The sequence below is a fragment of the Brachybacterium sp. P6-10-X1 genome (genome assembly GCF_001969445.1).
GTDB lineage: Bacteria > Actinomycetota > Actinomycetes > Actinomycetales > Dermabacteraceae > Brachybacterium.
The window spans coordinates 4,114,002-4,135,729 of the sequence record NZ_CP017297.1 but is presented as its reverse complement, the minus strand read 5'-3'; the positions used below and the strand labels follow the sequence as shown (position 1 = coordinate 4,135,729).

Here is a 21,728-nt window from a genome sequence, read left to right as displayed (position 1 = left end):
TGATCAGAGCCTTATACGTAACGCCTTCATCGTGCCGAGGTCGCCCGATCCGAGGACCGGACGCGGATCACGGTGTCGGCCGCGGCCGATGCGGACGGGCGAGACCCCTCGCACCCACCGCACCGACCGACTCTGAGTGGAACGAGAGGTACCCATCGTGCTCCCCACCCGCAGACGCACGTTCCTGACCGGCGCAGCCGCCGTCGTCGGCGCACCGCTGATGCTGTCGGCCTGCGGCGGCGGGTCCGACGGGGCCAGCGGTCCCGACGGGGACCTCGTCATCTGGTGGCCCGGCGTGCAGCCCACCGAACAGGACTTCGTCACCGAGGTCCTGGTGCCCGCCTTCACGGAGAGGACAGGACGCGGCGCCTCGGTCACCTTCATCGACTGGCCGGACATGTCTCCCCGACTGAACGCCGGCTTCTCCTCGGGGACCGGCCCGGATCTGTACGGCCACGGCCCCGCCGCCGTGGCGGACCTGGTGAAGTACGGGCGCATCGAGCCCCTGGACGAGCATCTCGAGCAGATGGACGAGGCGGATCGCGAGGATCTGAGGACCGGTCTGGACAGCGGGGTCGTCGACGGCGTCCACTACATGTTCCCGATCGCCGCCACGGGACGGCAGGTGGCCTTCAACGCCGCGCACTTCGAGGAGGCCGGGCTCGACCCGGATGCTCCGCCGAGCACCCTCGTCGAGCTGCGCGAGGCGGCCGCCGCCCTGGCCGTCCGCTCCGGCGGTCAGCTCGAGCGGGCGGGCATCGTCTTCGGTGCCGATCCTCCGGCGATGCAGCAGGCCTACACCAGCATGCTGTGGGCGCACGGCGGCAGGCTGCTGTCCGAGGACGGGGCCTCCGTGCAGTTCACCAGCCCGGAGGGCCTCGAGGCGCTCGAGTGGTACGTGAGCCTCTATCAGGGCGACTCCCCCGTGGACAGCAATCTCGGCGGCACCTGGGACGCCCTGCCGCCGGCGCAGTCGCCCCTGGCGACCGAGGACACCTCGATGCTCTTCACGGACCCGGCGACCCTCACCCAGATCACGGCCGCCGCCCCGGATCTCGATCTGCGCTTCATGGACGTGCTGCCCTTCGAGGACGGCGACGAGCCCGCCGCCTTCGGCGGGGCAGCGACCGGCCTGCTGATCAACCCGGACAGCCAGAAGATGGATCTCGCCTGGGAGTTCATGCAACTGATCGGGAGCAAGGAGTACAACAACAAGTACGCCGAGGAGGTCGGGATCGTCCCCGCACGGGCCTCCGCGGTCGAGAGCGACTACGTCCAGGAGACCCCCGCGATCGCGTCCGCGGTGGAGAACATGGAGCATTTCCGCTCCAATCCCAACGTCGCGGGCTGGACGCAGATCCGGGACACGCTGGCCGAGTACATCGAACAGGCGCTCAATGCGGCGCTGACACCGCAGGACGCCCTCGAGCAGGCCGCCGCCGAGCTCGAGCAGATCATCGCGAAGGAAGCGTGATCGCCATTCCCGGGACCGGTTCGCCAGGGACGGGCCGCGCGGCGAAGAGTGCGAGCGGCGCGGCGAGGAGTGCGGGCAGCACGGGGGCGGAGGTGTCGCGCACCGGAGCACGCGGCACCTCCGCGGGTGGCGCGGCGAACCACCCCGCGCAGGGATCGCGTCGGCGCGACCGACGGCCCCGCAGGCCCCTGGACCGCACGATGTCCCGGGCAGGCATGCTGCTGGTGGCCCCCGCCGTGGTGTACGTGCTGGTCTTCCAGATCGTGCCGGTGCTGTACGGCCTCGTGCTCAGCTTCACCGAGTACACCCCTCTGCAGCGTGGGGCCCCGACCTTCGTGGGCCTGTCCAACTACGCCGGTCTGCTCGCCGACGGCGGGTTCCGCAATGCGCTGTGGGTGACGGCGCGCTACACCCTGCAGGTGCTCCCGCCGACGGTCATGATCGCCCTGGTGCTGGCGATGCTCGCGAACCGTCCGTTCCGCGGCGTCGGTCTCTTCCGCTCCGCGCTCTACGTCCCGCACATCGTCTCGCTGACGGCCGTGAGCATGATCTGGCTGTGGATGTACTCGCAGAACGGGCTGTTCAACGACATCCTCGCCACCTTCGATCTGTCCCCGCAGAAGTGGCTGAACGATCCCGCGACGGCGCTGAACGGCGTCTCGGCCATGCGCATCTGGAAGGCGCTGGGGAGCAACATGGTGCTGCTGCTGGCGGGACTGCAGACGATCCCGAAGCACCTGTACGAGGCGGCGAGCATCGACGGCGCCGGGGCCTGGCACCGCTTCCGGCACGTCACCCTGCCGGGGCTGCGGCCGATGCTGGTCTACGTGGTGGCGACCGACATCATCTACCTGTCACAGAGCTTCGCCGAGATCTTCGTGCTGACCTCGGGCGGCCCGATGAACTCCACGACGACCGTGAACTACCTGATCTACACCGAGGCCTTCGAGTACAGCAGCATGGGGTCGGCCTCGGCGATGGCGTTCGTCCTGTTCGCCTTCATCGCCGGCCTCACGCTGATCGCCCTGAGAGGAGGGCGTGAACGATGACCGGCACCGTCACCGACCGTGGAGCCCGTCGGCCGCGCCTGACGCGCGACCGCCGGAGCACAGGCCTCAACGTCGCCCTGCTGCTGATCGCGACGGCCATCGTCCTGTTCCCGTTCCTGTGGATGATCTCTCTGGCGTTCACGCCGGCGCAGGATGCCTTCCGGGAGGTGACGCTCTGGCCCGACAGCCCGACCTTTCAGAACTTCGTGACCGCCCTGACCGTCGGGAACCTGGGGCGCGCGTTCCTCAACTCGGTCATCGTCGCCCTCGCCGCCGTGGCGTCCAACTGTGTGATCGCCGTGGCGGCCGGCTACGCCTTCGCGCATCTGCCGTTCCGGGGCAGCACCGTCGTGTTCTACATCCTGCTGTCCACGGCGGCCATCCCGGTGGCGGTGACGCTGATCCCGCTGTTCCTGATGGTCTCGAGCGTGCCCTTCGCCGGCGGGAACGACGCCCTCGGCCGCGGCGGCAGCGGCCTGACCGACACTCTCGGCGGCCTCGCGATCCCCTACCTGGTGGGGACCATGAGCATCTTCCTGGTGCGCCAGTTCTTCCGCAGCATGAGCCGAGAGCTCGCCGAGGCCGCCCGCATCGACGGGGCGAGCGAGCTGCGCATCTTCTGGACGATCTACCTGCCGATCTCGAAGCCGATCATCGCGGTGGTCGCGATCTTCTCCTTCACGGCGGTCTGGGACGATCTGCTGTGGCCGCTGGTCGTCTCCTCCTCACCGCGGAGCCAGACGGTGCAGCTCGCGCTGACGGGGTTCACGCAGAGCGGCAACATCCAGTACGCGCCGCTGATGGCGGCCGCGATCATCGTGACCCTGCCTGTGCTGCTGGTCTTCCTGTTCAACCAGCGCCACTTCATCTCCGGGCTCTCCGAAGGTGCCGTCAAGGGGTGAGGGAGCACCGGGCCGGACCCCGCCGCGGTCTCAGGCCGCGCTCACTCCCACTCGATGGTCCCGGGGGGCTTGGACGTGATGTCGAGGGTGACGCGGTTGATCTCGCTCACCTCGTTCGTGATCCGGGTCGAGATGCGGGAGAGCACGTCGTAGGGCACCTTGGCCCAGTCCGCGGTCATGGCGTCGTCGCTGGTGACGGGGCGCAGCACGACGGGGTGGCCGTAGGTGCGGCCGTCGCCCTGGACCCCCACGGAGCGCACGTCGGCCAGCAGCACGACGGGGCACTGCCAGATGGTGCGATCCAGACCGGCGGCCGTCAGCTCGGCGCGGGCGATCGCGTCGGCCGCGCGCAGGATGTCGAGCCGCTCCTTGGTGACGTCACCGATGATGCGGATGCCCAGCCCCGGTCCGGGGAAGGGCTGACGCCACACGATGTCATCCGGGAGTCCCAGCTCGGAGCCGACGGCGCGCACCTCGTCCTTGAACAGGGTGCGCAACGGCTCGACCAGTTCGAAGGAGAGGTCCTCGGGCAGACCGCCGACATTGTGGTGGCTCTTGATGTTGGCCGCGCCCTCTCCCCCGCCGGATTCGACGACGTCGGGGTACAGGGTGCCCTGGACGAGGAAGGCCTTCTGCCCCGAGCCGGCAGTGTGCGCGTCGCCTCCGGCCCCCTCGATGACACCCTGCTCGCGCAAGATGTCCTCCTGCGCCTGTTCGAACGAGCGGATGAACTCGTGGCCGATGATCTTGCGCTTCTGCTCGGGATCGGTGACCCCGGCGAGCGCCGTGAGGAACTGCTCCTCGGCGTCGACCATGACCAGCTTCGCGCCGCCGGTGGACTCGCCGAAGGCCTTCTCGATCTGCTCGGACTCGTCCTGGCGCATGAGCCCATGGTTCACGTACACGCAGGTGAGGCGGTCTCCGATGGCGCGCTGGACGAGCGCGGCGGCCACGGCGGAGTCGACGCCTCCGGACAGGCCGCAGATCGCGGTTCCCTCGCCGACCTGCGCGCGGACCCGCTCGACCTGCTCCTCGATGACGCTGCCCGTGGTCCAGGACGGCTCCAGGCCGGCGCCGCGGTACAGGAAGTTCTCCAGCACCTCCTGGCCGCGGTCGGAATGACCGACCTCGGGGTGCCACTGCACGCCGAACAGGCACCTCTCGGTGTCCTCGAAGGCGGCGACAGGGCTGGCGGAGGAGGTCGCGACGACCGCGAAGCCCTCGGGGGCGGCGGTCACGGAGTCGCCGTGGCTCATCCACACGTTCTGCTCGACGTCCTGCTCGGCGAGCAGGCGGGAGGAGCCGTCGACGGACGCGAGCCGGGTCGCGCCGTACTCGCGCACGCCAGTCGCGGCGACGGTCCCGTCCAGGGCCGCGGCCATGGACTGGAACCCGTAGCAGAGCCCGAGCACCGGCACACCGGCCTCGAGCAGCGCGCGGTCCAGGCGCGGAGCGCCTTCGGCGTAGACGGAGCTGGGTCCGCCGGAGAGGATGATCGCCCGGGGCTTCTTGGCGAGGATCGCCCCCGTGTCCATCGAGTGGGGCACGACCTCGGAATAGACCCGGGCCTCCCGGACGCGGCGGGCGATGAGCTGGGCGTACTGGGCGCCGAAGTCGACGACGAGGACGGGGCGCTGGTCGGTGTCGGTCACGAGGCCGAGTCTACGGGCGCGCAGGCCCGGAGGGAGCCCCTGTCCGGACGGCGACGGCGCAATCCTCGTCACGCCGCTCCGTCATCGCACGAGGATTCCGTGCGACCGTCGGCCATGTCGCCGTGCGGCCGATCGCGATGCGGCGTGCACGACGCGTCGTCAGAGGCGCCTCCGGACCGGCGCCTCCCGCGTCAGCGCATGCCCGTGCGGAAGCCGGGGAGCGCCGGAAGCCGACGAGTGCGGGAACCGGCGAGGGCGGGCGCTCTCAGGCGCCCGGCGCCGCCTCGGTCTCGTCCTGCAGGGTGGGGCGCCGCTGGAGGTCGTTCTCGACCTGCTGGTGGGTCCAGCGCTCGCCGAAGAAGGACAGCACGGGGATCACGCCGAAGAACATCAGCAGCAGCATCCTCGGCAGGGCCCAGCGCATCTTCAGCCACAGGTCGAAGCCGAGGATCACGTAGATCATGTAGATCAGGCCGTGGATCGGGGACCAGATGGAGGAGATGTGCTCCCACGTCGGGGAGGTCGAGGTGAACCAGGCGTCTCCGCCGAACACGACATAGCGCATGACCATGATGGTCACCAGGACCAGCAGGGCGATGCCCTCCACGATGGAGGCCACGCGGAAGCGGGCGAAGGAGGTCCTGCAGGCGACATCGTCCAGCGGTCGAGGGGTGGGCACGGGTCACACGTCCTTGTCAGGGGTCGGAGAAGTGGAGGTGGGCGAGCCGGCGACGGCCGGTTCGCGGTGGTCGTCGTGACGGTCGCTGCCGTCGGCGTTCGGCGCGGAGCCCCGCAGGGTCTCCTCCATCGCCTCGCGCCGGGCGTCGAGCTCGTCGAGGTGGGCGGTGCGCACGGAGCGCCACCACAGGTACAGGAAGAAGCCGCCGAACAGGACCCACTGGAAGGAGTAGCCGATGTTCTGCAGGTCCAGGCCCTTGCTGAAGGTGGACTCCGCCTCCGGCATCGGGTGCAGGCCGGCGTTGGGGTCGACCTGGGCGACGTAGCCGGCGTACATGGGCGATCCCCAGACGTTGACCAGCATGGTGGTGGCGATCTCCGGGGCGACGCCGTTCTCGACGCCGCCGGAGGCGGATTCGCCGGCCTCCAGGCGGCCGGTCACCTCGACCTCGCCGGAGGGCACCGGCGGGGCGAGGCCGGGATCGATCTCGCCGTCGGGGCCCGTGAGGTCCTCGGCGGGCATCCATCCGCGCGCCACCGGCAGATATCCCGTGGTGCCGTCTGCGAGGTCGACGCGCAGGGCGGTCACCACGATCGCCGCGTCGGTGCCGTCGATGTGCCGGCCGGGGACCACGATCTGGTCGTCGGGCTCGTAGTGCCCCGTCGCGGTGACGATGTCGCCGACGATCGCGTTGGTGACGGGGTCGCCGACGTCGAGCACGTCCTCGAGCGCGCCGCGGTGCTCCGCGCCGTCCGCCTCATCCGTGATCGCCTGATGCGCCCGGTCCCACTGCCACGTGGCGAGGAGCCCGCACACGAGGGTCGCCACCACCATCAGGGCGAGCAGCCCGAGGAAGCGGGGGCGGAGGGCGGTGCGGAGCATGCTCTCATCGTACGAGCCGCACCTGGACGGCACGATGGGCGATCGGTCACGCCACCCGCTGTGAGGCATCTGTCCGTCCGGGCAGGACCTGGGTCCCGCCGCAGCGCCGGGAGCACGGACCGTCGAGGCCCCGAACGGTCCGATCCCCTGCCCGATCCTCCCGGCCCCCGTGCGGCGCGCCGACACGGACCTATGCTGGGGAGCGTGACCCAGAGTGTGTATATCGCCAGTCCGGAGGGAATGACCGGGAAGTCGATGGTGGCTTTCGGTCTGCTCGAAGCCCTCGCCTCCCGCTCCGACCGCGTCGGCGTCTATCGCCCCGTCGTGAAGGCCGACCGTGCCCGCGACTACGCGGTCGACCTGCTCACCTCCCACCCCGCCGTCGACCAGGAGTACGAGGACGCCATCGGGGTGGACCACCAGCTGCTGCTGTCGGACCCGGACACGGCGCACGAGCGCATCCTGGGCCGCTATCGGGACCTGGCCGAGCGCTACTCGATGCTGGTCGTGCTCGGCAGCGACTACGACGACCTGGCCAACCCCACCGAGATGGCGTTCAACGCAGAGGTCGCCGCGAACATGGGCGCCCCCGTGGTGATCGTACTGTCCGGCCTGGACCGCAGCCCGGACCAGATCGCGGCCCTCGCCGCCGTCTCCGTCGGCGAGTTCACCGCCCACCATGCCGCCCCGATCGCCGTGGTCGTCAACCGCGCCGAGGCCGAGTCACCGGACGCTGTCCGGGCCGCCGTCGGCCCCCGGGTCCACGGCGCGCTGATCGCGGTGATCCCGGAGAACCCCGTGATCATGGCGCCGACCGTGCAGGAGGTGAAGGATTCCGTGGGCGGCACGCTCCTGCAGGGCAACCCGTCGTGGATGGACCGCGTGGCCCTCGGCACCGTGATCGCGGCGATGAGCCTGCCCAACGTGCTCAGCCGCCTCACCGAGAACTGCACCGTGATCGCCCCCGGCGACCGCTACGACCTGCTGCCCGGCCTGGTCATGGCCCAGCAGTCCGGCACCTTCCCGTCGCTGTCCTCGATCGTGCTGACCGGCGGTTACGACGTCCCCGACGAGGTCAGCCGCCTGGTCTCCGGCGTCCAGCAGGACCTCCCGGTGATCACCACCGACCTGTCGACCTTCGACACCGCCGTGAAGGTCGCCCGCACCCGCGGCCGGCTCAGCGCCGGCATCCCCCAGAAGATGGATGCGGCCCGCCGCGCGGTCGCCGAGCACCTGCCCACCTCCGACGTGCTGGCCGCGCTCGAGGTGAGCCGCAGCGAGGTCGTCACGCCGATGATGTTCGAGTTCGAGCTGCTGGGCCGGGCCCGCGGGGAGAAGAAGACGATCGTCCTGCCCGAGGGGGATGAGCCGCGCATCATCGCCGCCGCCGAGGCGATCCTCGCCCGCGGCGTGGCGGACCTGATCCTGCTGGGCGAGGAGAACCAGATCCGCGCCAAGGCCTCCCAGCTGGGCCACGACATCTCCGAGGCGCAGATCGTCTCCCCGCACGATCCGGAGCGCCTCGAGCGGTACGCCGCCGAGTACGCCCGGCTGCGGGCGAAGAAGGGTGTCACCCTCGAGCAGGCCCGCGAGCGGATCCAGGACGTCTCCTACTTCGGCACCATGATGGTGCAGATGGGCGAGGCCGACGGGATGGTCTCCGGGGCGACGCACTCCACGGCGCACACCATCCGGCCTTCCTTCGAGATCATCAAGACCAGGCCGGGCGCGCAGATCGTCTCCTCGGTGTTCCTCATGGCGCTCGAGGACCGGGTGCTGGTCTACGGCGACTGCGCCGTGAACCCCGATCCCACCGCCGAGCAGCTGGCCGACATCGCCGCGCAGTCCGCCGCGACCGCCGAGCAGTTCGGGGTCGCGCCGCGGGTGGCGATGCTGTCCTATTCGACCGGCACCTCCGGCACCGGGGCCGACGTCGACAAGGTCCGCGAGGCCACCGCGCTGGTCCGGGCCGCCGAACCCGATCTCGACATCGACGGGCCGATCCAGTACGACGCCGCGGTGGACGCCTCGGTCGCCAAGACCAAGCTGCCGGACTCCTCGGTCGCGGGCCGCGCGACGGTGTTCGTCTTCCCCGATCTCAACACGGGCAACAACACCTACAAGGCCGTCCAGCGCTCTGCCGGCGCGATCGCCATCGGCCCCGTCCTGCAGGGCCTGAACAAGCCGGTCAACGACCTCTCCCGCGGAGCGCTCGTCGACGACATCATCAACACGGTCGTCATCACCGCCATCCAGGCCCAGGCGGAATCGACCCGCCCCGCCGCCGTGCCCGAGAACTGACCTCTGCCCCAGGAGCTGACTCCCCCATGACCGACACCGCCGCCGACGCCCGCGTCCTCGTCATCAATTCCGGCTCGTCCTCGCTGAAGTTCCAGCTGCTGGCCCCGGCCGACGGGACGGTGGACGCGGCCGGCATCGTCGAGCGGGTGGGCCAGGACCAGGGCACCGCATCGATCACCGCCGGCCAGAAGGAGTCCGAGTTCACCGGTCCGGTCCCCGACCACGTCGAGGCGATGCGGATCGTCCAGCGGCTGTTCGAGGACGTGGACCTGGCGCTGAGCGAGGACCGGATCCGCGCCGTCGGCCACCGCGTGGTCCAGGGCGGTGCCCGCTACGCCGAGCCGGTGCTGATCGACGAGCAGGTGCGGTGGGACATCCACGATCTCGGCAAGCTCGCCCCGCTGCACAACTATGCGGCGGTCGAGGGGATCGACGGAGCCCAGGCCCTGCTGCCGGGCGTCCCGCACATCGCCGTCTTCGACACCGCCTTCTTCACGTCCCTGCCCGAGGCCGCCGCGAACTACGCCCTGAACCGGGAGATCGCGGCCGAGTACAAGGTGCGCCGCTACGGCGCCCACGGCACCAGTCACCAGTACGTCTCCGCGGCGGTCTCCGCGCGTCTCGCGGCGCAGGGCCGGGACGTCGAAGACCTGCGCCAGATCGTCCTGCACCTGGGCAACGGGGCGTCGGCGTCCGCAGTCCGCGGCGAGACGGCGGTGGAGACCTCGATGGGGCTCACGCCGCTCGAGGGCCTGGTGATGGGCACCCGCACGGGCGACATCGACCCCACGATCTACCTCCACCTCCACCGTCGCGCCGGGTACGGGCCCGCCGAGATCGACGACATCCTCAACAAGCGCTCGGGGATGATGGGCATGTGCGGGATGAGCGACTTCCGCGACATCACGGCGGCGGTCGAGGCCGGGGACGAGGCCGCCACCCTGGCCACCGACGTGTACGTGCACCGGCTGCGCAAGTACCTGGGCTCCTACACCTTCGTGCTCGGCGGCCTGGACGTGCTGACCTTCACCGCCGGCATCGGCGAGAACGTCCCGATGGTGCGCGAGCGCCTGCTGAGCGGTCTCGGGGAGCTCGGCATCGAGCTGGATCTCGAGGCGAACGCCGCCCGCAGCAAGGAGGCGCGCGTGATCTCGACCCCGGACTCGCGGGTGCTGGTGATGGTCGTGCCGACCAACGAGGAGCTGTCGATCGCGCAGCAGGCCGCCGCCGTCGCCCGCGAGAGCGTCTGATCGCTCCCGACCGTCGGGGCTCCGCCCGGAGCCCGGTCATCCACCGGGGAGTCCTCCCCATCCCGGACATCGTGGTCCTGCCCGTATCCTGCGGAGGAAAGACCACGACACACCCAGGGGGAACAGATGGCATACCAGGCGTCCTACGGCACTTATCAGCCACCACGCAGGAAGCGGGGGCTGAAGCGGATCATCTTCGGGAGCCTGGGCATCATCGCCAACGGCATCGGACTGATCGTGATGCCGATCATCGCGGGTCTGGCAGTCGCCATCGTCGCCCTGATGTCCGCGTCCCCGGTGTCGCTGGGCGGCTCGAGCGGCACGTTCGACGCCTCGGCCTCCTCGCTGCACTACGTGTACGTCCCGACCTCGAACGTCGCATCGGTCTCCTGCACCGCCGACGGCGGCCCCGACGTGGTCTGGGAGCCCGACGAGGAGTCCATGCTGCCCACGACGGTCGACGGCACCGAGTACACCCCGGTCGGCACCGTGGAGGTCACCTCCGATCAGGAGGTCACGATGACCTGCGAGGGTGCCGGCGACGTCGCGGTCGCCGACATCGGCCTGATGGGGACCCTGATCGGCGTCGGCGTCGGCTTCGTGATCCCGATCGGCCTGGGCGTGATCGCCCTCGCGCTGCTGATCTGGGGGATCATCGCCCGCGTGCGGTCCTGAGGTCGACCGCCGGCGATCCCGGCGGGGCCGTTCACGCGGAGCGTGGCCGGCCTCCCCCGGGCCGTGGTCGCGCCTCGGGCCCGGTCGTCAGACGGTCGTCACGACCTCGATGCGCTGGAACTCCTTGAGGTCCGTGTACCCGGTGGTGGCCATGGCGTGGCGCAGGGCCCCGACCAGGTTGGTGGTGCCGTCGGCCCCGAGGGAGGGACCGAACAGGATCTGCTCCAGCGGCGCCGCCGTGGTCACGTCCACGCGGTGGCCGCGGGTGAGGGTCGGGTGGTGCGCCTCGCTGCCCCAGTGGTGGCCTCGGCCGGGCGCCTCGTCGGCGCGGGCGAGCGCCGCACCGACCATCAGCCCGTCGGCGCCGCAGGCGATGGCCTTGACGAGATCGCCGGAGCGGCCGAGCCCGCCGTCGGCGATGACGTGCACGTAGCGGCCACCGGACTCGTCCATGTAGTCGCGCCGGGCGGCCGCGACATCGGCCACCGCGCTCGCCAGCGGCACCGAGATGCCGAGGGTCTCCTCGGTGGTCTGGGAGGCGCCGCCGCCGAAGCCGACCAGCACGCCGGCGGCGCCGGTGCGCATGAGGTGGAGGGCCGCGGTGTAGGTCGCGCAGCCGCCGACGATGACGGGGACGTCGAGCTCGTAGATGAATCTCTTGAGGTTCAGCGGCTCCCGGCCGGTCGAGACGTGTTCGGCGGAGACGGTGGTGCCGCGGATGAAGAACAGGTCCACGCCCGCGTCGACGACCGTCCGCCAGTGCTCCTGGGTGCGCTGCGGGGACAGCGACCCCGCGGCGGTGACCCCGGCGTCGCGCAGCTGCTGGATGCGGTCGCGGATCAGCTCGGGCTTGATCGGTTCGGCGTAGATCTCGCGCATGACGTCGACGACCTGATCGTCGGCGGCGTCGGCGACCCGGTCGAACTGGGCGGTGGGGTCCTCGTAACGGGTCCAGAGGCCCTCGAGGTCGAGCACCCCGAGACCCCCGAGCTCTCCGAGCTGGATCGCCGTCTCCGGGGACATCAGGGAGTCCATGGGGGCGGCGAAGATCGGGATGTCGAAGTGGTAGGCGTCCACCTGCCAGGCGGTCGAGACGTCCTCGGGGTCCCGCGTGCGCCGGGACGGGACCACCGCCACGTCGTCGAAGGCGTAGCTGCGGCGTCCGCGCTTGTTCCGGCCGATCTCGATCTCGCTCATCACACGGGGAGTCTACCGTCGGCCCGGCGCGGAGCGGCCCGGCCTCGGGTCACAGCGGCCAGGTGGTGCTGACGTCCGGGGTCCTGCCCTTCTTCTGGAGGAACTGGTTGAAGTTCTCCGCCCAGGCGCGGTGCCAGGCGATCTGCTCGCGATGCAGGTCCGGCAGGGCCGAACCGCCGAGCTTCGGGTGGGCCAGCACGAGGGCGCGCAGCACGTCCAACGTGGCCGAGACGTCCACGTCGGCCGTGTGCAGCCGGCCGTCCTGCTCGCAGCCGTAATGGGCGATGAGATCGGTGAGGGTGCGCTTGCCCTTGCGGTAGCGGTCCACCCCGCGGTCGACCACCAGCGGGTCGATCACGGGCGCGATGTCATGACCGAGGCGCGCGGCGAGCGTGGGCAGGCCCAGCCGGGTCAGTTCGTTCTCGAGGATGGCGAGGTCGAAGCTGCCGTTGAAGGCGACCAGCGGGACGTCCTGGTTCAGGGCGTCGGCGATCATGGTGACGACCTCCTCGAGCGCCTCGGCCGCCTTCATGCCGTGCACCCGCGCATGCTCCGTGCTGATGCCGTGGACCCGCTGGGCCGGTTCGGGAATGTCGATCTCGGGGTCGATCAGCCAGGTCGCGACGGTCTCGTTCTCCCGGCCCGGGCCGACGGAGTGCACGAGGGCGACGGTCACGATCCGGTCGGTGGCCACGTTCGTGCCGGTGGTCTCGGTGTCGAAGCCGAGCAGCGGGGCGTCGATCCAGGAAGCGGTGCTGATGGTCATGGACTCAGCGTATCGGGGCGGGCCGACACCCGGCCCGCGCGAGCGACCTCAGTGCGAGGAGTAGTTCGGGGCCTCCATGATCGCGGCCATGTCATGGGGGTGGGACTCCTTGAGTCCGGCCGCGGTGATGCGCACGAAGTTCCCCCGCTCCTTGAGCTCCGGCACGGTGTCCGCCCCGACGTAGAACATCGACTGGTGCAGACCGCCGACGAGCTGGTGGATCACGGAGCCGAGCTGCCCCTTGTAGGAGACGCGGCCCTCGATCCCCTCGGGGACGATCTTGTCGTCGGAGTCGACGTCGGCCTGGAAGTAGCGGTCCTTGGAGAAGGACTCCTTGCCGCGCGAGGCCATCGCGCCGAGGGAGCCCATGCCGCGGTAGGCCTTGAACTGCTTACCGCCGACGAGCACCACCTCGCCCGGGGACTCCTCGGTGCCGGCCAGCAGGGACCCGACCATGACGGTGTCGGCCCCGGCGACCAGGGCCTTGGCGATGTCGCCGGAGTGCTGCAGACCGCCGTCGCCGATCAGCGGGACCCCGGCCGGGCCACAGGCCTTGGAGGCCTCGTGGATCGCGGTGACCTGCGGGACGCCCACGCCGGCGACCACGCGCGTGGTGCAGATGGAGCCCGGCCCGACGCCGACCTTGACGGCGTCGGCCCCGGCGTCGACCAGGGCCTGCGCGCCGGCGCGGGTGGCGACGTTGCCGCCGATCACCTGGACGCCGGCGAAGTGCGGGTCGTTCTTGATGGTCCGGATCATCTCCAGCGCCAGGCGGGCGTGCCCGTTGGCGGTGTCCACGACGAGCACGTCGACCCCGGCCTCGCGCAGGGCCGCGGCCCGCTCGAGGGAGTCGCCGAAGAAGCCGACGCCGGCCCCGACCAGCAGGCGCCCTTGGCGATCCTTGGAGGCGTCGGGGAACTGCTCGGACTTCACGAAGTCCTTGACGGTGATGAGCCCGGTGAGGCGGCCGTCGGCGTCGACGAGCGGGAGGCGCTCGCGCTTGTTGCGGCGCAGCTGCGCCGTGGCCTGCTCACTGGTGACGTCGTCGGGGGCGGTGAACAGCTCGGTGGTCATGACGTCGGCGATCCGGGTCCCCGCCCACTCGGCGACGGGGATGAAGCGCAGATCGCGGTTGGTGCAGATGCCCAGCAGGAGCCCCGAGGGATCGACGACCGGCAGCCCGGAGACACGGTACTGACCGCAGACGGCGTCGAAGTCCTCGAGGGTGGCGTCGGGCCCGATGGTGACGGGATTGGTGATGCGACCGGTCTGGGTGCGCTTGACGAGGTCGACCTGATGGGCCTGGTCCTCGATGGAGAGGTTGCGGTGCAGGATGCCGATGCCGCCGTGGCGGGCCATGGCGATGGCCATCCGGGATTCGGTGACCGTGTCCATGGCGGCGCTCGCGAGCGGCACCTTCAGGCTGATCTCCCGCGTGAGCCGGCTGGAGGTGTCCGCCTCCGAGGGGATCACATCCGTCTCCCCGGGCAGCAGCAGCACGTCGTCGTAGGTGAGTCCGATGAAACCGAAGGGATCCGCGCTCGTCATGCACCGATGGTAGCGGCGCGCGCGGCGCACGTGCAGTCCTGCTCATCACACCGTCGGCCCGCCATATCGACACGACCTGCACAGATGTCGAGCGTGCGGGGCATCACCCCTGGAGCTGAGATCGCCGAGGCGTGGATCACGTCCGCACTCGGCGGTGCAGGTCCCACCGATGTCCTCCGGCGCGAGGTGGACGTATTGATTCGTGGTGAACGCACGGTGGCCTACAGTGGCGTCGGCCCCTGCGACGGTCCGACCACGGCTCACCGTCCCCGATCCTCCGCATCCCGGGAGCTCGACAATGTCCCCCACGCCTGTCCAGCAGCATTCCGACGTCCCGGTGACCCCTGGTTTCCTCGGCCCGGACCGGAACTGGCACCTCGGTGCCGGCCTGATGACGGCGGCGACCGTGGTCGCCTTCACCATCTGGTCGTTCTCCCACTCCGGCGGCGAGGTGAACGCCTTCCTGCTGATCCTCGCGATCGCCTTCGGCCTGTTCATGGCCTTCAACATCGGTGGCAACGACGTCGCCAACTCCTTCGGGACCAGCGTCGGGGCCGGGACCTTGACCATGAAGCAGGCGCTCCTGGTCGCCGCCGTCTTCGAGGTCTCCGGGGCCGTCCTCGCCGGCAGCTCCGTCACCGAAACGGTCCGCAGCGGCATCGTCGACATCGACGGCATGCACATGGATCCGCACTCCTTCGCCTACATCATGATGTCCGCCCTGCTCGGAGCGGCCGTCTGGCTGCTGCTGGCCACCAAGATGGGCTGGCCGGTCTCGACCACGCACGCGATCATCGGCGGCATCGTCGGCGCCGCCGTCACCACCGGTATCGTCACCGGGACCGGCGGCCTGGAGATGGTGCAGTGGAGCGAGATCGGCATGATCGCGATCTCCTGGATCCTCTCGCCGCTGCTCGGCGGTGTCGCCGCCTTCCTGCTCTTCGGCGCGATCAAGCGCCGCATCCTCGCCCCGGCGGCGCGCGCGATCGCCCTGGGCTCCCGGGGCTTCGACGACGCCGAGGACGATGATGACGACGACGACGAGGACGGCGAGGAGGACGAGGACGGCCGTCACGTGCCCGGGTACGAGCGCGTGACCGAGCTCCAGCAGAGCGCCTTCGCCGAGTCCGCGGCCCTGGACCTCAGTCCCGGCAGTCCTGGTGCCGAGCTCGCAGAGCACGCCTCGACGCTGACGAAGAAGGAGCGCAAGGCCGCTCGCAAGATCGAGCGCAAGGCCGCCTACCACGCGCTCGAGAAGCGGGTCCCGCCGCTGGCCGCGGGTGCCGCCGTCGTGATCGCGGGGATGCTCGTGTTCAAGGGGCTGAAGAACGTGGGGCTGGACGTCTCGATCGGCGGCGGAGTGCTGCTGCTGATCATGGTCGCGATGGGCGTGTGGATGGCGGTGACCGTGTTCGCCCGTGCCCTGAAGAAGCAGTCGATCTCCCGCGCCACCTTCATCATGTTCAGCTGGATGCAGGTGTTCACCGCCTCGGCCTTCGCCTTCAGCCATGGCGCCAACGACATCGCCAACGCCGTCGGCCCCTTCGCGGCCGTGCTGGACGTGCTCAGCACCGGGCAGATCTCCGAGGAGGCCGCCGTGCCCACCGCGGTGCTCGCGGCCTTCGGCATCGCCCTGGTCTCCGGGCTCTGGTTCGTCGGCCGACGGGTCATCGCGACCGTCGGCACCGGGTTGACCTCGATGCATCCGTCCTCGGGCTTCGCGGCGGAGCTCGCGGCCGCGGGTGTCGTGCTGCTGGCGTCCGTGCTGGGGCTGCCGGTCTCCTCCACCCACATCCTGATCGGCGCCGTGCTCGGAGTCGGGATCGTCAACCGCGCCGCGAACTGGAAGCTCATGCGGCCGATCTTCCTCGCCTGGATCATCACGCTGCCGGCGGCCGCGAGCATCGGGGCCGTCGTGGTGCTGGTGCTGCGCGCCGCCTTCTGATCCCGACGGCCCAGCGCCAGACGCCCACTGCCCGCGGACGGCCGCCGCCCGCAGAACGTCTCCGCCCCGGGGGTCACCAGCCCTCGGGGTCCCCGTCCTGCGGCGGCTCCTGTCCTCCGAGCACGCGGCGGATCCGGTCGAACTCGGCGCGGAAGGCCGCCTCGTCGTACTCGTACTCGGGCCGCCAGGGCATGCCGAGCCGGTCCGCGAGCTCATGATTGCTGCGGGCGATCCGGCGGCGCCGGTTCTCGGCCACCAGCTCGCGCCGCGGCGGAGCGGGGCGCAGCCCGGCCGCGGCCTGCAGCACCCGCAGGCCGTCGAAGGAGGCCGCGTCCCAGCCGACCTCCGGAACCACCCACTGCCGCAGCGTCTGCGCCCCGTCCCTGTCACGCCCACGCAGCCCGACCAGCGCCATGCTCCCCCGGTCCGGCTCCCCCACCGCGTGGTCGACGTCCGCCAGGCGTGCCCGGTCCGCGCTGCGCACTCCTTTGCGCAGCTCGAGCGTCTCAGCGGACTCGTCGAGGAGCACCACCCGGTGGGTCATCAGCAACGGCACGACCGCCCACAGCGCGAACAGCGCCCACAGCAGCAGGGCCCCGACCAGCAGCTGCATCGCCGCCGGCGCCAGCAGCTGCTCGAGCAGGGTGTCGTGGCCGTCCCGGAGCCGGGCGGCACGCCACTGCTGCAGGCCCGCCCCGGCGAACGGGGACAGCAGAACGGACACCAGCGGCAGCCCGATCAGCGCGCCCGGCCGGTACCGGGCGGGGATCGTCGGCCCGATGATCACGGCGCCGTCCCGCCTGCGCCGCGGCGCAGGCTCCGGGGCGGGGGCATCGGGGGGCTGCGGGGCGGTCACCGATCCAGAGTACGGGCCGGCGCCGGCGCTCATCGCGGGCCGCCCAGCGCCCGGGTGCTGAGGAATCGGTGCTCCGCCCCGGTGACGGGATCGGTGAGGGCCAAGGAGCGGGCGAGCAGCTGGAGCGGCATCGGCGGACACTCGACGGGCTGCGGGTAGAGGTCCTCGCCGAGGATCGGGACGCCCCGGGAGGAGAGCTGGAGGCGCAGCTGATGGGTGCGCCCGGTGCGGGGTCGCAGCCTCAGCACCAAGATGCCGTCCTCCTCCACCGTGATGACCTCGAGGGTCGTCACCGCGTTCGGCTCCCCTGCCAGGACCTGCGCGGTCAGCTGTCCGTGGTGCCTGCCCAGGCGGTCGCGCAGCACGACTCGCTCCCCCACCGTCGTGGGGATGCGCGCCCCTGCCCCGGGTCGCACACGGGCCTCGTACTCCTTCTCGACCTCCCCCCGGGCGAAGAGCTGCTGGTAGGCGGACCGTTCCTCGGGACGGATGCCGAAGGCGAGCACCCCCGCGGTGCGACGGTCCAGGCGGTGCAGCGGGACCAGGGTCTCGATGCCGGTGCTGCGGCGGAGACGGACCAGCGCGCTGGCCAGCACGTGCGCCCCGCGCGGCATGGTCGCCATGTCGTGGGGCTTGTCGAGCACCAGCAGGTGCTCGTCGCGATGGAGGACGTCCAGGTCGACCTCGGGCACGTGCTCGGGGCGCAGCTCCCGATGGAACCACAGCTCGTGGCCGGGGCCGACGGGCTCGTCGGCCGTCCATGGGCGGCCCTCGGCGTCGACGATCTCCCCGCGGGCGAAGCGCTCGCGCAGCGGGATCGCGGCAGGGTCGGCGAGCGCGGGGAACCGCTCCCGCAGCGCGGCGAGGGCGCCGGCCGTCGCCGCTGCGGGCGGCACTGCCCAGCGCACCGGGTCCAGCCCCTCCCGCTGCGGCAGCGGGGCGGGGCGCCGCCGAGCCCGACGCCGGGCGGCGCGGCCCGGCCTCGCCCCCGACGTGCTCACAGCCCCCACACGGCGAAGGTCAGCACGTTGTGGAAGACGTAGAACGCCGCCAGCAGGAGCAGCAGCAGATTGGCGTGGCGGTCCACGAAGCTCAGCGCCTGCGGTGCCTGGGCGCGCAGATCGGCCGTGGTGATCGCGTCGATGTGGTCGATCCGCACGCCGGCCTCCCGAGCACGATGCAGCGTCATGTCCTGCGCGCGCGGCCCGAAGAAGCGGCTGGAGACCGCGAGCATCCGATGCCCGCCGGGATCCAGCAGGTAGACGCCGTCGTACGCGGTCGCCGGGGCGTCCAGCATCTCCGCGGGCGTCGCGCCGCGGTCGATGTCCCGCACGGCGATCACCCGACCCACCTCGTCCCACCCGGCCTTGCGGGTGCGCCGGGCGAGGCTGCGCAGCTCGAACCCGTGCTCGTCGATCTGCAGCCACGCGGTCAGGACCCGCAGGCACACGAGGGAGGAGACCACGGCCACGAGCACCCAGAGCAGGAACGGCGCGGTGAACACGGCATCGTGCAGCAGGGCCGGGTGCTTCCACAGGCGCTGGCCGACGAAGCTGATGATCACCAGGAACTCGAGCACCACGACGAACACCACGCCCGCCGCCAGGGTGCCGAGCACGACTCCGGCCGGCGGGCCGAAGGTCCGGGTGGGCCGGTCGTCATGATCCGGGGACCGCATGGTATCGGGGCTGCTGATCACCACTGCTCCTCCGACCATCGGCACTCAGGGACCTGCCCATCCTAAGCCGCGGTGAGGACAACCCGGACGGCTTCGCCGCAGGTCGGTCCCCGTGTCGTGCATCCGGGAAGATCTGTGCCGCCCGCACCGCCGTCCGCATCGCCGCTGACACCGTCGGGCTCAGTCGGAGATGCCGAGGGGGACGTTGCCGAGAGTGCTCGGGGTGAGCACGCTGGCTCCGCCCACCTCCGCGGCGTAGCTGAGGTACTGGATGTGGTTCTCGTAGCGGTCCAGGACGTCGTCGATGATCTGCTGACGGGTCAGCCCGCTCACGTCGTACCCCTCCGCCCCGGTCTGGGTGAACACGTCCAGGCGCTGGTACGTCGTGCGTTCCTGGGCGACCCTCGCGCCGAAGGTCGGCACCGGCGTCTCGACCGGGGCGACGCGGTACATGAAGTCCCGCTCGGCGCCCATGTGGATGATCAGCGTGTTGATCGAGATGCTGGTCCCTTCGTCGGTGACCGACATCGTCTCCGCCGGGTAGCCCTGCTCGACGAACTCGCGGGAGACGTCCTCGAGGGCCGGGGCGACGGTCTCCTGCGAGAACTGCGCGACGGCGCGTGTGGACGGATAGGAGCGCAGGTTCGCCAGGCGCTGGCGCCACGACTTCTCCGGGGCGAATCCGCCGTGGGCGGCGACGTCGGCCCGACGCAGCACGCGTCCCTCCTGCTCCGCACGCTCCATCCGCAGCGCCTTGGAGAAGCTCGCCATCACCAGGTATGCGACGACCGTGACCGGCAGACCGAAGATCAACGTCGCGTACTCCATCGTGGTCACGCCGCCGGCGGTGAGCATGGCGATGGTCAGCAGGGCCGTCAGCAACGCCCAGAAGATGCGCAGCCACTTCGGCCCGTCCTGGCCGGGGTCCGGGATCGTCGAGGAGAAGTTGCTCATCACCAGCGCACCGGAGTTTGCACTGGTCAGGTAGAACAGCAGTCCGGAGAGCGTGGCCAGGCCGATGAGGAACGGCGCCCCGGGGAACATCTCCAGCAGCGCGTACCAGCCCTGCTCGGGGCTGTCGATCGCGAGCTGGGCGAAGGCGCGGCCGGCCGGGGTGTCCTCGAGGACGACGGCCAGGGCGCTGTTGCCGAACACGGTGACCACCAGCAGATCGCACAGCACCGGGGCGGTGATTGCGGCGAGCACGAACTCGCGCAGGGTGCGGCCGCGGGAGATGCGCGCCAGGAACATGCCGACGAAAGGCCCCCAGGCGAGCCAGAACGCCCAGAAGAAGAGGGTGGCGCCGGCCATCCAGTCGGCGCCGCCCGGCTCGTAGGCCATGGTCGCCAGGGTGCGCTCGGGCAGCGTCGCCACGAAACGGCCGATGTTCTCGACGATGGCGTTGAGCAGGAAGGAGGAATGCCCGGTGATCACGATGTACGCCAGCATCGCCCCGGCGCTGTAGAGGTTCAGCTCCGAGATCAGTCGGATGCCCTTGTCGACCCCCGAGGTGCAGGCGGCGACGGTCATCACAACCGCGACGAGGACCAGGGCGATCTGCAGGCCCAGACCCTGCGGCAGGCCGAACAGCCAGGAGAAGCCGACGTTGAGCAGCACCACCCCGATGCCCATCGACGTGGCGACCCCGAACACGGTGCCCACCAGGGCGAAGATGTCGATGACATCGCCCATGGTGCCCCGCACGCGCTTGCCCAGCAGCGGGTACAGGGCCGCGCGGATGGACAGCGGCATCCCCCAGCGGTAGGCGAAGTAGCCCATCGCCATGCCGAGCAGCGCGTACATCGACCAGCCGGCCACGCCGTAGTGGAACATCGTCCACACCACGGAGTCCTGCAGCGCCGCGGCGGACTCCGGGGCCGCGTCCGGCGGGGTCAGGTAGTGCGAGATCGGCCCGGTGACCGAGTAGAACAGCATGTCGATGCCGACGCCGGCCGCGAACAGCATCGCCAACCAGGTCATGAACTTGTACTCGGGGCGGGCGTGGTCCGGCCCCAGGCGCACCCTGCCCCCGACGGAGAACGCCACCCAGAGCACGAAGAGGATCACGATGGTCACGGTGAGGACGTAGAACCAGCCGAGGTCCTCGGCGATCCAGGTGACGACCTCCAGCATCGTGCTGGCCGCGGTGTCCGGGGCCAGGATCGTCCACAGCGAGAAGGCCAGGATGATCGCGGAGGAGGTCAGGAACACGACCCAGTTCACGCGCGGCCCTCGGGCGCCGCCCACCTCGGCGGGCCCCTTCTGGAGATCCTCCCGGCTGACCGGGGATCGTCGGGATTCCCGCTCCTCGCGCTCATCCCGGCGCGTCTGCGCGCCGAGCTTCCCCCGAGCGATCTCGGCGGCCTCGCGCTCGCCGGCCTCGCGTTCACCGGCCTCGCGTTCACCGGCCTCGCGCTCGCTGCCACCGCGGGCAGGGAGGGTCTCCTCCGTGCTCGGATGCTCCTGGGACGAGTGCGACGTGCGGTGCTCTCTCACGCAATTCCTCCGATTCGGGTCGACAGCTCGGGGGATACCGGATGAGCGCACACGACCTCGGGCCCGAAGGGCGGCCTGAAAGGATCCGGGTGATGTGAGAGGCGTCGTCGTCCCACCGGTACCCGGCTCCATCACCGCAGGGTCACAGCCGACGCAAAACCAGCAGGGAGCACCCTGACAAGGATCACGACGCTGTGGCCTGGAGGGTCAATCACTTCCCGAGCCTTGCCGTGCGGCCGTCGGCCTCTTCCGTCTCGAGCGTTCTCGCCCCGAGCACCACACCGCTCGCTCGAGCGCGGAGCCCCTGCCTGGTGCCCGATGCCTCCGGACGCAGTGATGCCCCGCCGGGCGGACCCGGCGGGGCATCACAGGTGCGAG

Annotated in this window: 17 protein-coding genes; 7 read left to right on the top strand and 10 right to left on the bottom strand. The window is 70.8% G+C overall.

The genetic code is table 11. The features are described 5' to 3' along the window. Positions 1-157: 157 nt before the first annotated feature. From BH708_RS18370 to BH708_RS18360, 3 genes are all read left to right on the top strand, one after another. On the top strand, positions 158-1,474 hold the full coding sequence (locus BH708_RS18370; RefSeq protein WP_076810403.1) for an extracellular solute-binding protein: 1,317 nt from the start codon (positions 158-160) through the stop codon (positions 1,472-1,474). 200 nt (positions 1,475-1,674) lie between these two features. Then, positions 1,675-2,523, top strand: a complete 849-nt coding sequence (locus BH708_RS18365; RefSeq protein WP_076810402.1) for a carbohydrate ABC transporter permease — start codon at positions 1,675-1,677, stop codon at positions 2,521-2,523. Next, positions 2,520-3,425, top strand: a complete 906-nt coding sequence (locus tag BH708_RS18360) for a carbohydrate ABC transporter permease (protein WP_083713798.1) — start codon at positions 2,520-2,522, stop codon at positions 3,423-3,425. The genes BH708_RS18365 and BH708_RS18360 overlap by 4 nt, the downstream gene beginning before the upstream one ends. 41 nt (positions 3,426-3,466) lie before the next feature. Here BH708_RS18360 and guaA read toward each other — a convergent pair whose 3' ends face one another. The 3 genes from guaA to BH708_RS18345 all read right to left on the bottom strand — a co-directional run bounded on the left by guaA (position 3,467) and on the right by BH708_RS18345 (position 6,638). Continuing rightward, a complete protein-coding gene (gene guaA / locus BH708_RS18355; RefSeq protein ID WP_076810401.1) occupies positions 3,467-5,077 on the bottom strand; it encodes a glutamine-hydrolyzing GMP synthase in 1,611 nt (536 codons plus the stop codon). 265 nt (positions 5,078-5,342) lie between these two features. Beyond that, a complete protein-coding gene (locus tag BH708_RS18350) occupies positions 5,343-5,756 on the bottom strand; it encodes a DUF3817 domain-containing protein (RefSeq protein WP_076810400.1) in 414 nt (137 codons plus the stop codon). A 3-nt stretch (positions 5,757-5,759) separates the two neighbouring features. Further along, positions 5,760-6,638 carry an SURF1 family protein gene (locus tag BH708_RS18345; protein ID WP_076810399.1) on the bottom strand — a complete coding sequence of 293 codons (879 nt, stop codon included), beginning with the start codon at positions 6,636-6,638 and terminating at the stop codon, positions 5,760-5,762. Between the two features lie 192 nt (positions 6,639-6,830). Between BH708_RS18345 and pta the strand changes: the two genes are divergently transcribed. The 3 genes from pta to BH708_RS18330 all read left to right on the top strand — a co-directional run bounded on the left by pta (position 6,831) and on the right by BH708_RS18330 (position 10,864). Beyond that, positions 6,831-8,939, top strand: a complete 2,109-nt coding sequence (gene pta, locus BH708_RS18340; RefSeq protein WP_076810398.1) for a phosphate acetyltransferase — start codon at positions 6,831-6,833, stop codon at positions 8,937-8,939. Between the two features lie 26 nt (positions 8,940-8,965). Further along, positions 8,966-10,189: an acetate/propionate family kinase gene (locus BH708_RS18335; protein ID WP_076810397.1), complete on the top strand. Its 1,224-nt coding sequence runs from the start codon at positions 8,966-8,968 to the stop codon at positions 10,187-10,189. Positions 10,190-10,315: 126 nt separating this feature from the next. Continuing rightward, positions 10,316-10,864, top strand: a complete 549-nt coding sequence (locus BH708_RS18330) for a hypothetical protein (protein ID WP_076810396.1) — start codon at positions 10,316-10,318, stop codon at positions 10,862-10,864. A gap of 87 nt (positions 10,865-10,951) precedes the next feature. Here BH708_RS18330 and BH708_RS18325 read toward each other — a convergent pair whose 3' ends face one another. From BH708_RS18325 to guaB, 3 genes are read right to left on the bottom strand one after another with little or no spacing between them, the layout of a single operon-like run. Continuing rightward, positions 10,952-12,061, bottom strand: coding sequence for a GuaB3 family IMP dehydrogenase-related protein (locus tag BH708_RS18325; protein WP_076810395.1), 1,110 nt, complete (start codon positions 12,059-12,061; stop codon positions 10,952-10,954). Between the two features lie 49 nt (positions 12,062-12,110). Continuing rightward, on the bottom strand, positions 12,111-12,827 hold the full coding sequence (locus BH708_RS18320; protein WP_076810394.1) for an exonuclease domain-containing protein: 717 nt from the start codon (positions 12,825-12,827) through the stop codon (positions 12,111-12,113). A gap of 48 nt (positions 12,828-12,875) precedes the next feature. After that, positions 12,876-14,375: an IMP dehydrogenase gene (gene guaB, locus BH708_RS18315; protein ID WP_076811600.1), complete on the bottom strand. Its 1,500-nt coding sequence runs from the start codon at positions 14,373-14,375 to the stop codon at positions 12,876-12,878. A gap of 298 nt (positions 14,376-14,673) precedes the next feature. Between guaB and BH708_RS18310 the strand changes: the two genes are divergently transcribed. Continuing rightward, complete coding sequence (locus BH708_RS18310; RefSeq protein WP_076810393.1) at positions 14,674-16,320, top strand: inorganic phosphate transporter; 1,647 nt, start codon at positions 14,674-14,676, stop codon at positions 16,318-16,320. A gap of 73 nt (positions 16,321-16,393) precedes the next feature. On the opposite strand, the gene BH708_RS18305 is transcribed toward BH708_RS18310, so the two are convergent. From BH708_RS18305 to betT, 4 genes are all read right to left on the bottom strand, one after another. Then, positions 16,394-17,176, bottom strand: a complete 783-nt coding sequence (locus BH708_RS18305) for a hypothetical protein (protein ID WP_076810392.1) — start codon at positions 17,174-17,176, stop codon at positions 16,394-16,396. A 29-nt stretch (positions 17,177-17,205) separates the two neighbouring features. Beyond that, positions 17,206-18,177: a pseudouridine synthase gene (locus tag BH708_RS18300; RefSeq protein WP_253705401.1), complete on the bottom strand. Its 972-nt coding sequence runs from the start codon at positions 18,175-18,177 to the stop codon at positions 17,206-17,208. Further along, positions 18,174-18,875, bottom strand: coding sequence for a hypothetical protein (locus tag BH708_RS18295; protein ID WP_253705400.1), 702 nt, complete (start codon positions 18,873-18,875; stop codon positions 18,174-18,176). The genes BH708_RS18300 and BH708_RS18295 overlap by 4 nt, the downstream gene beginning before the upstream one ends. A 159-nt stretch (positions 18,876-19,034) precedes the next feature. Further along, positions 19,035-21,209: a choline BCCT transporter BetT gene (gene betT, locus BH708_RS18290; RefSeq protein WP_076811598.1), complete on the bottom strand. Its 2,175-nt coding sequence runs from the start codon at positions 21,207-21,209 to the stop codon at positions 19,035-19,037. Between the last annotated feature and the right edge of the window lie 519 nt (positions 21,210-21,728).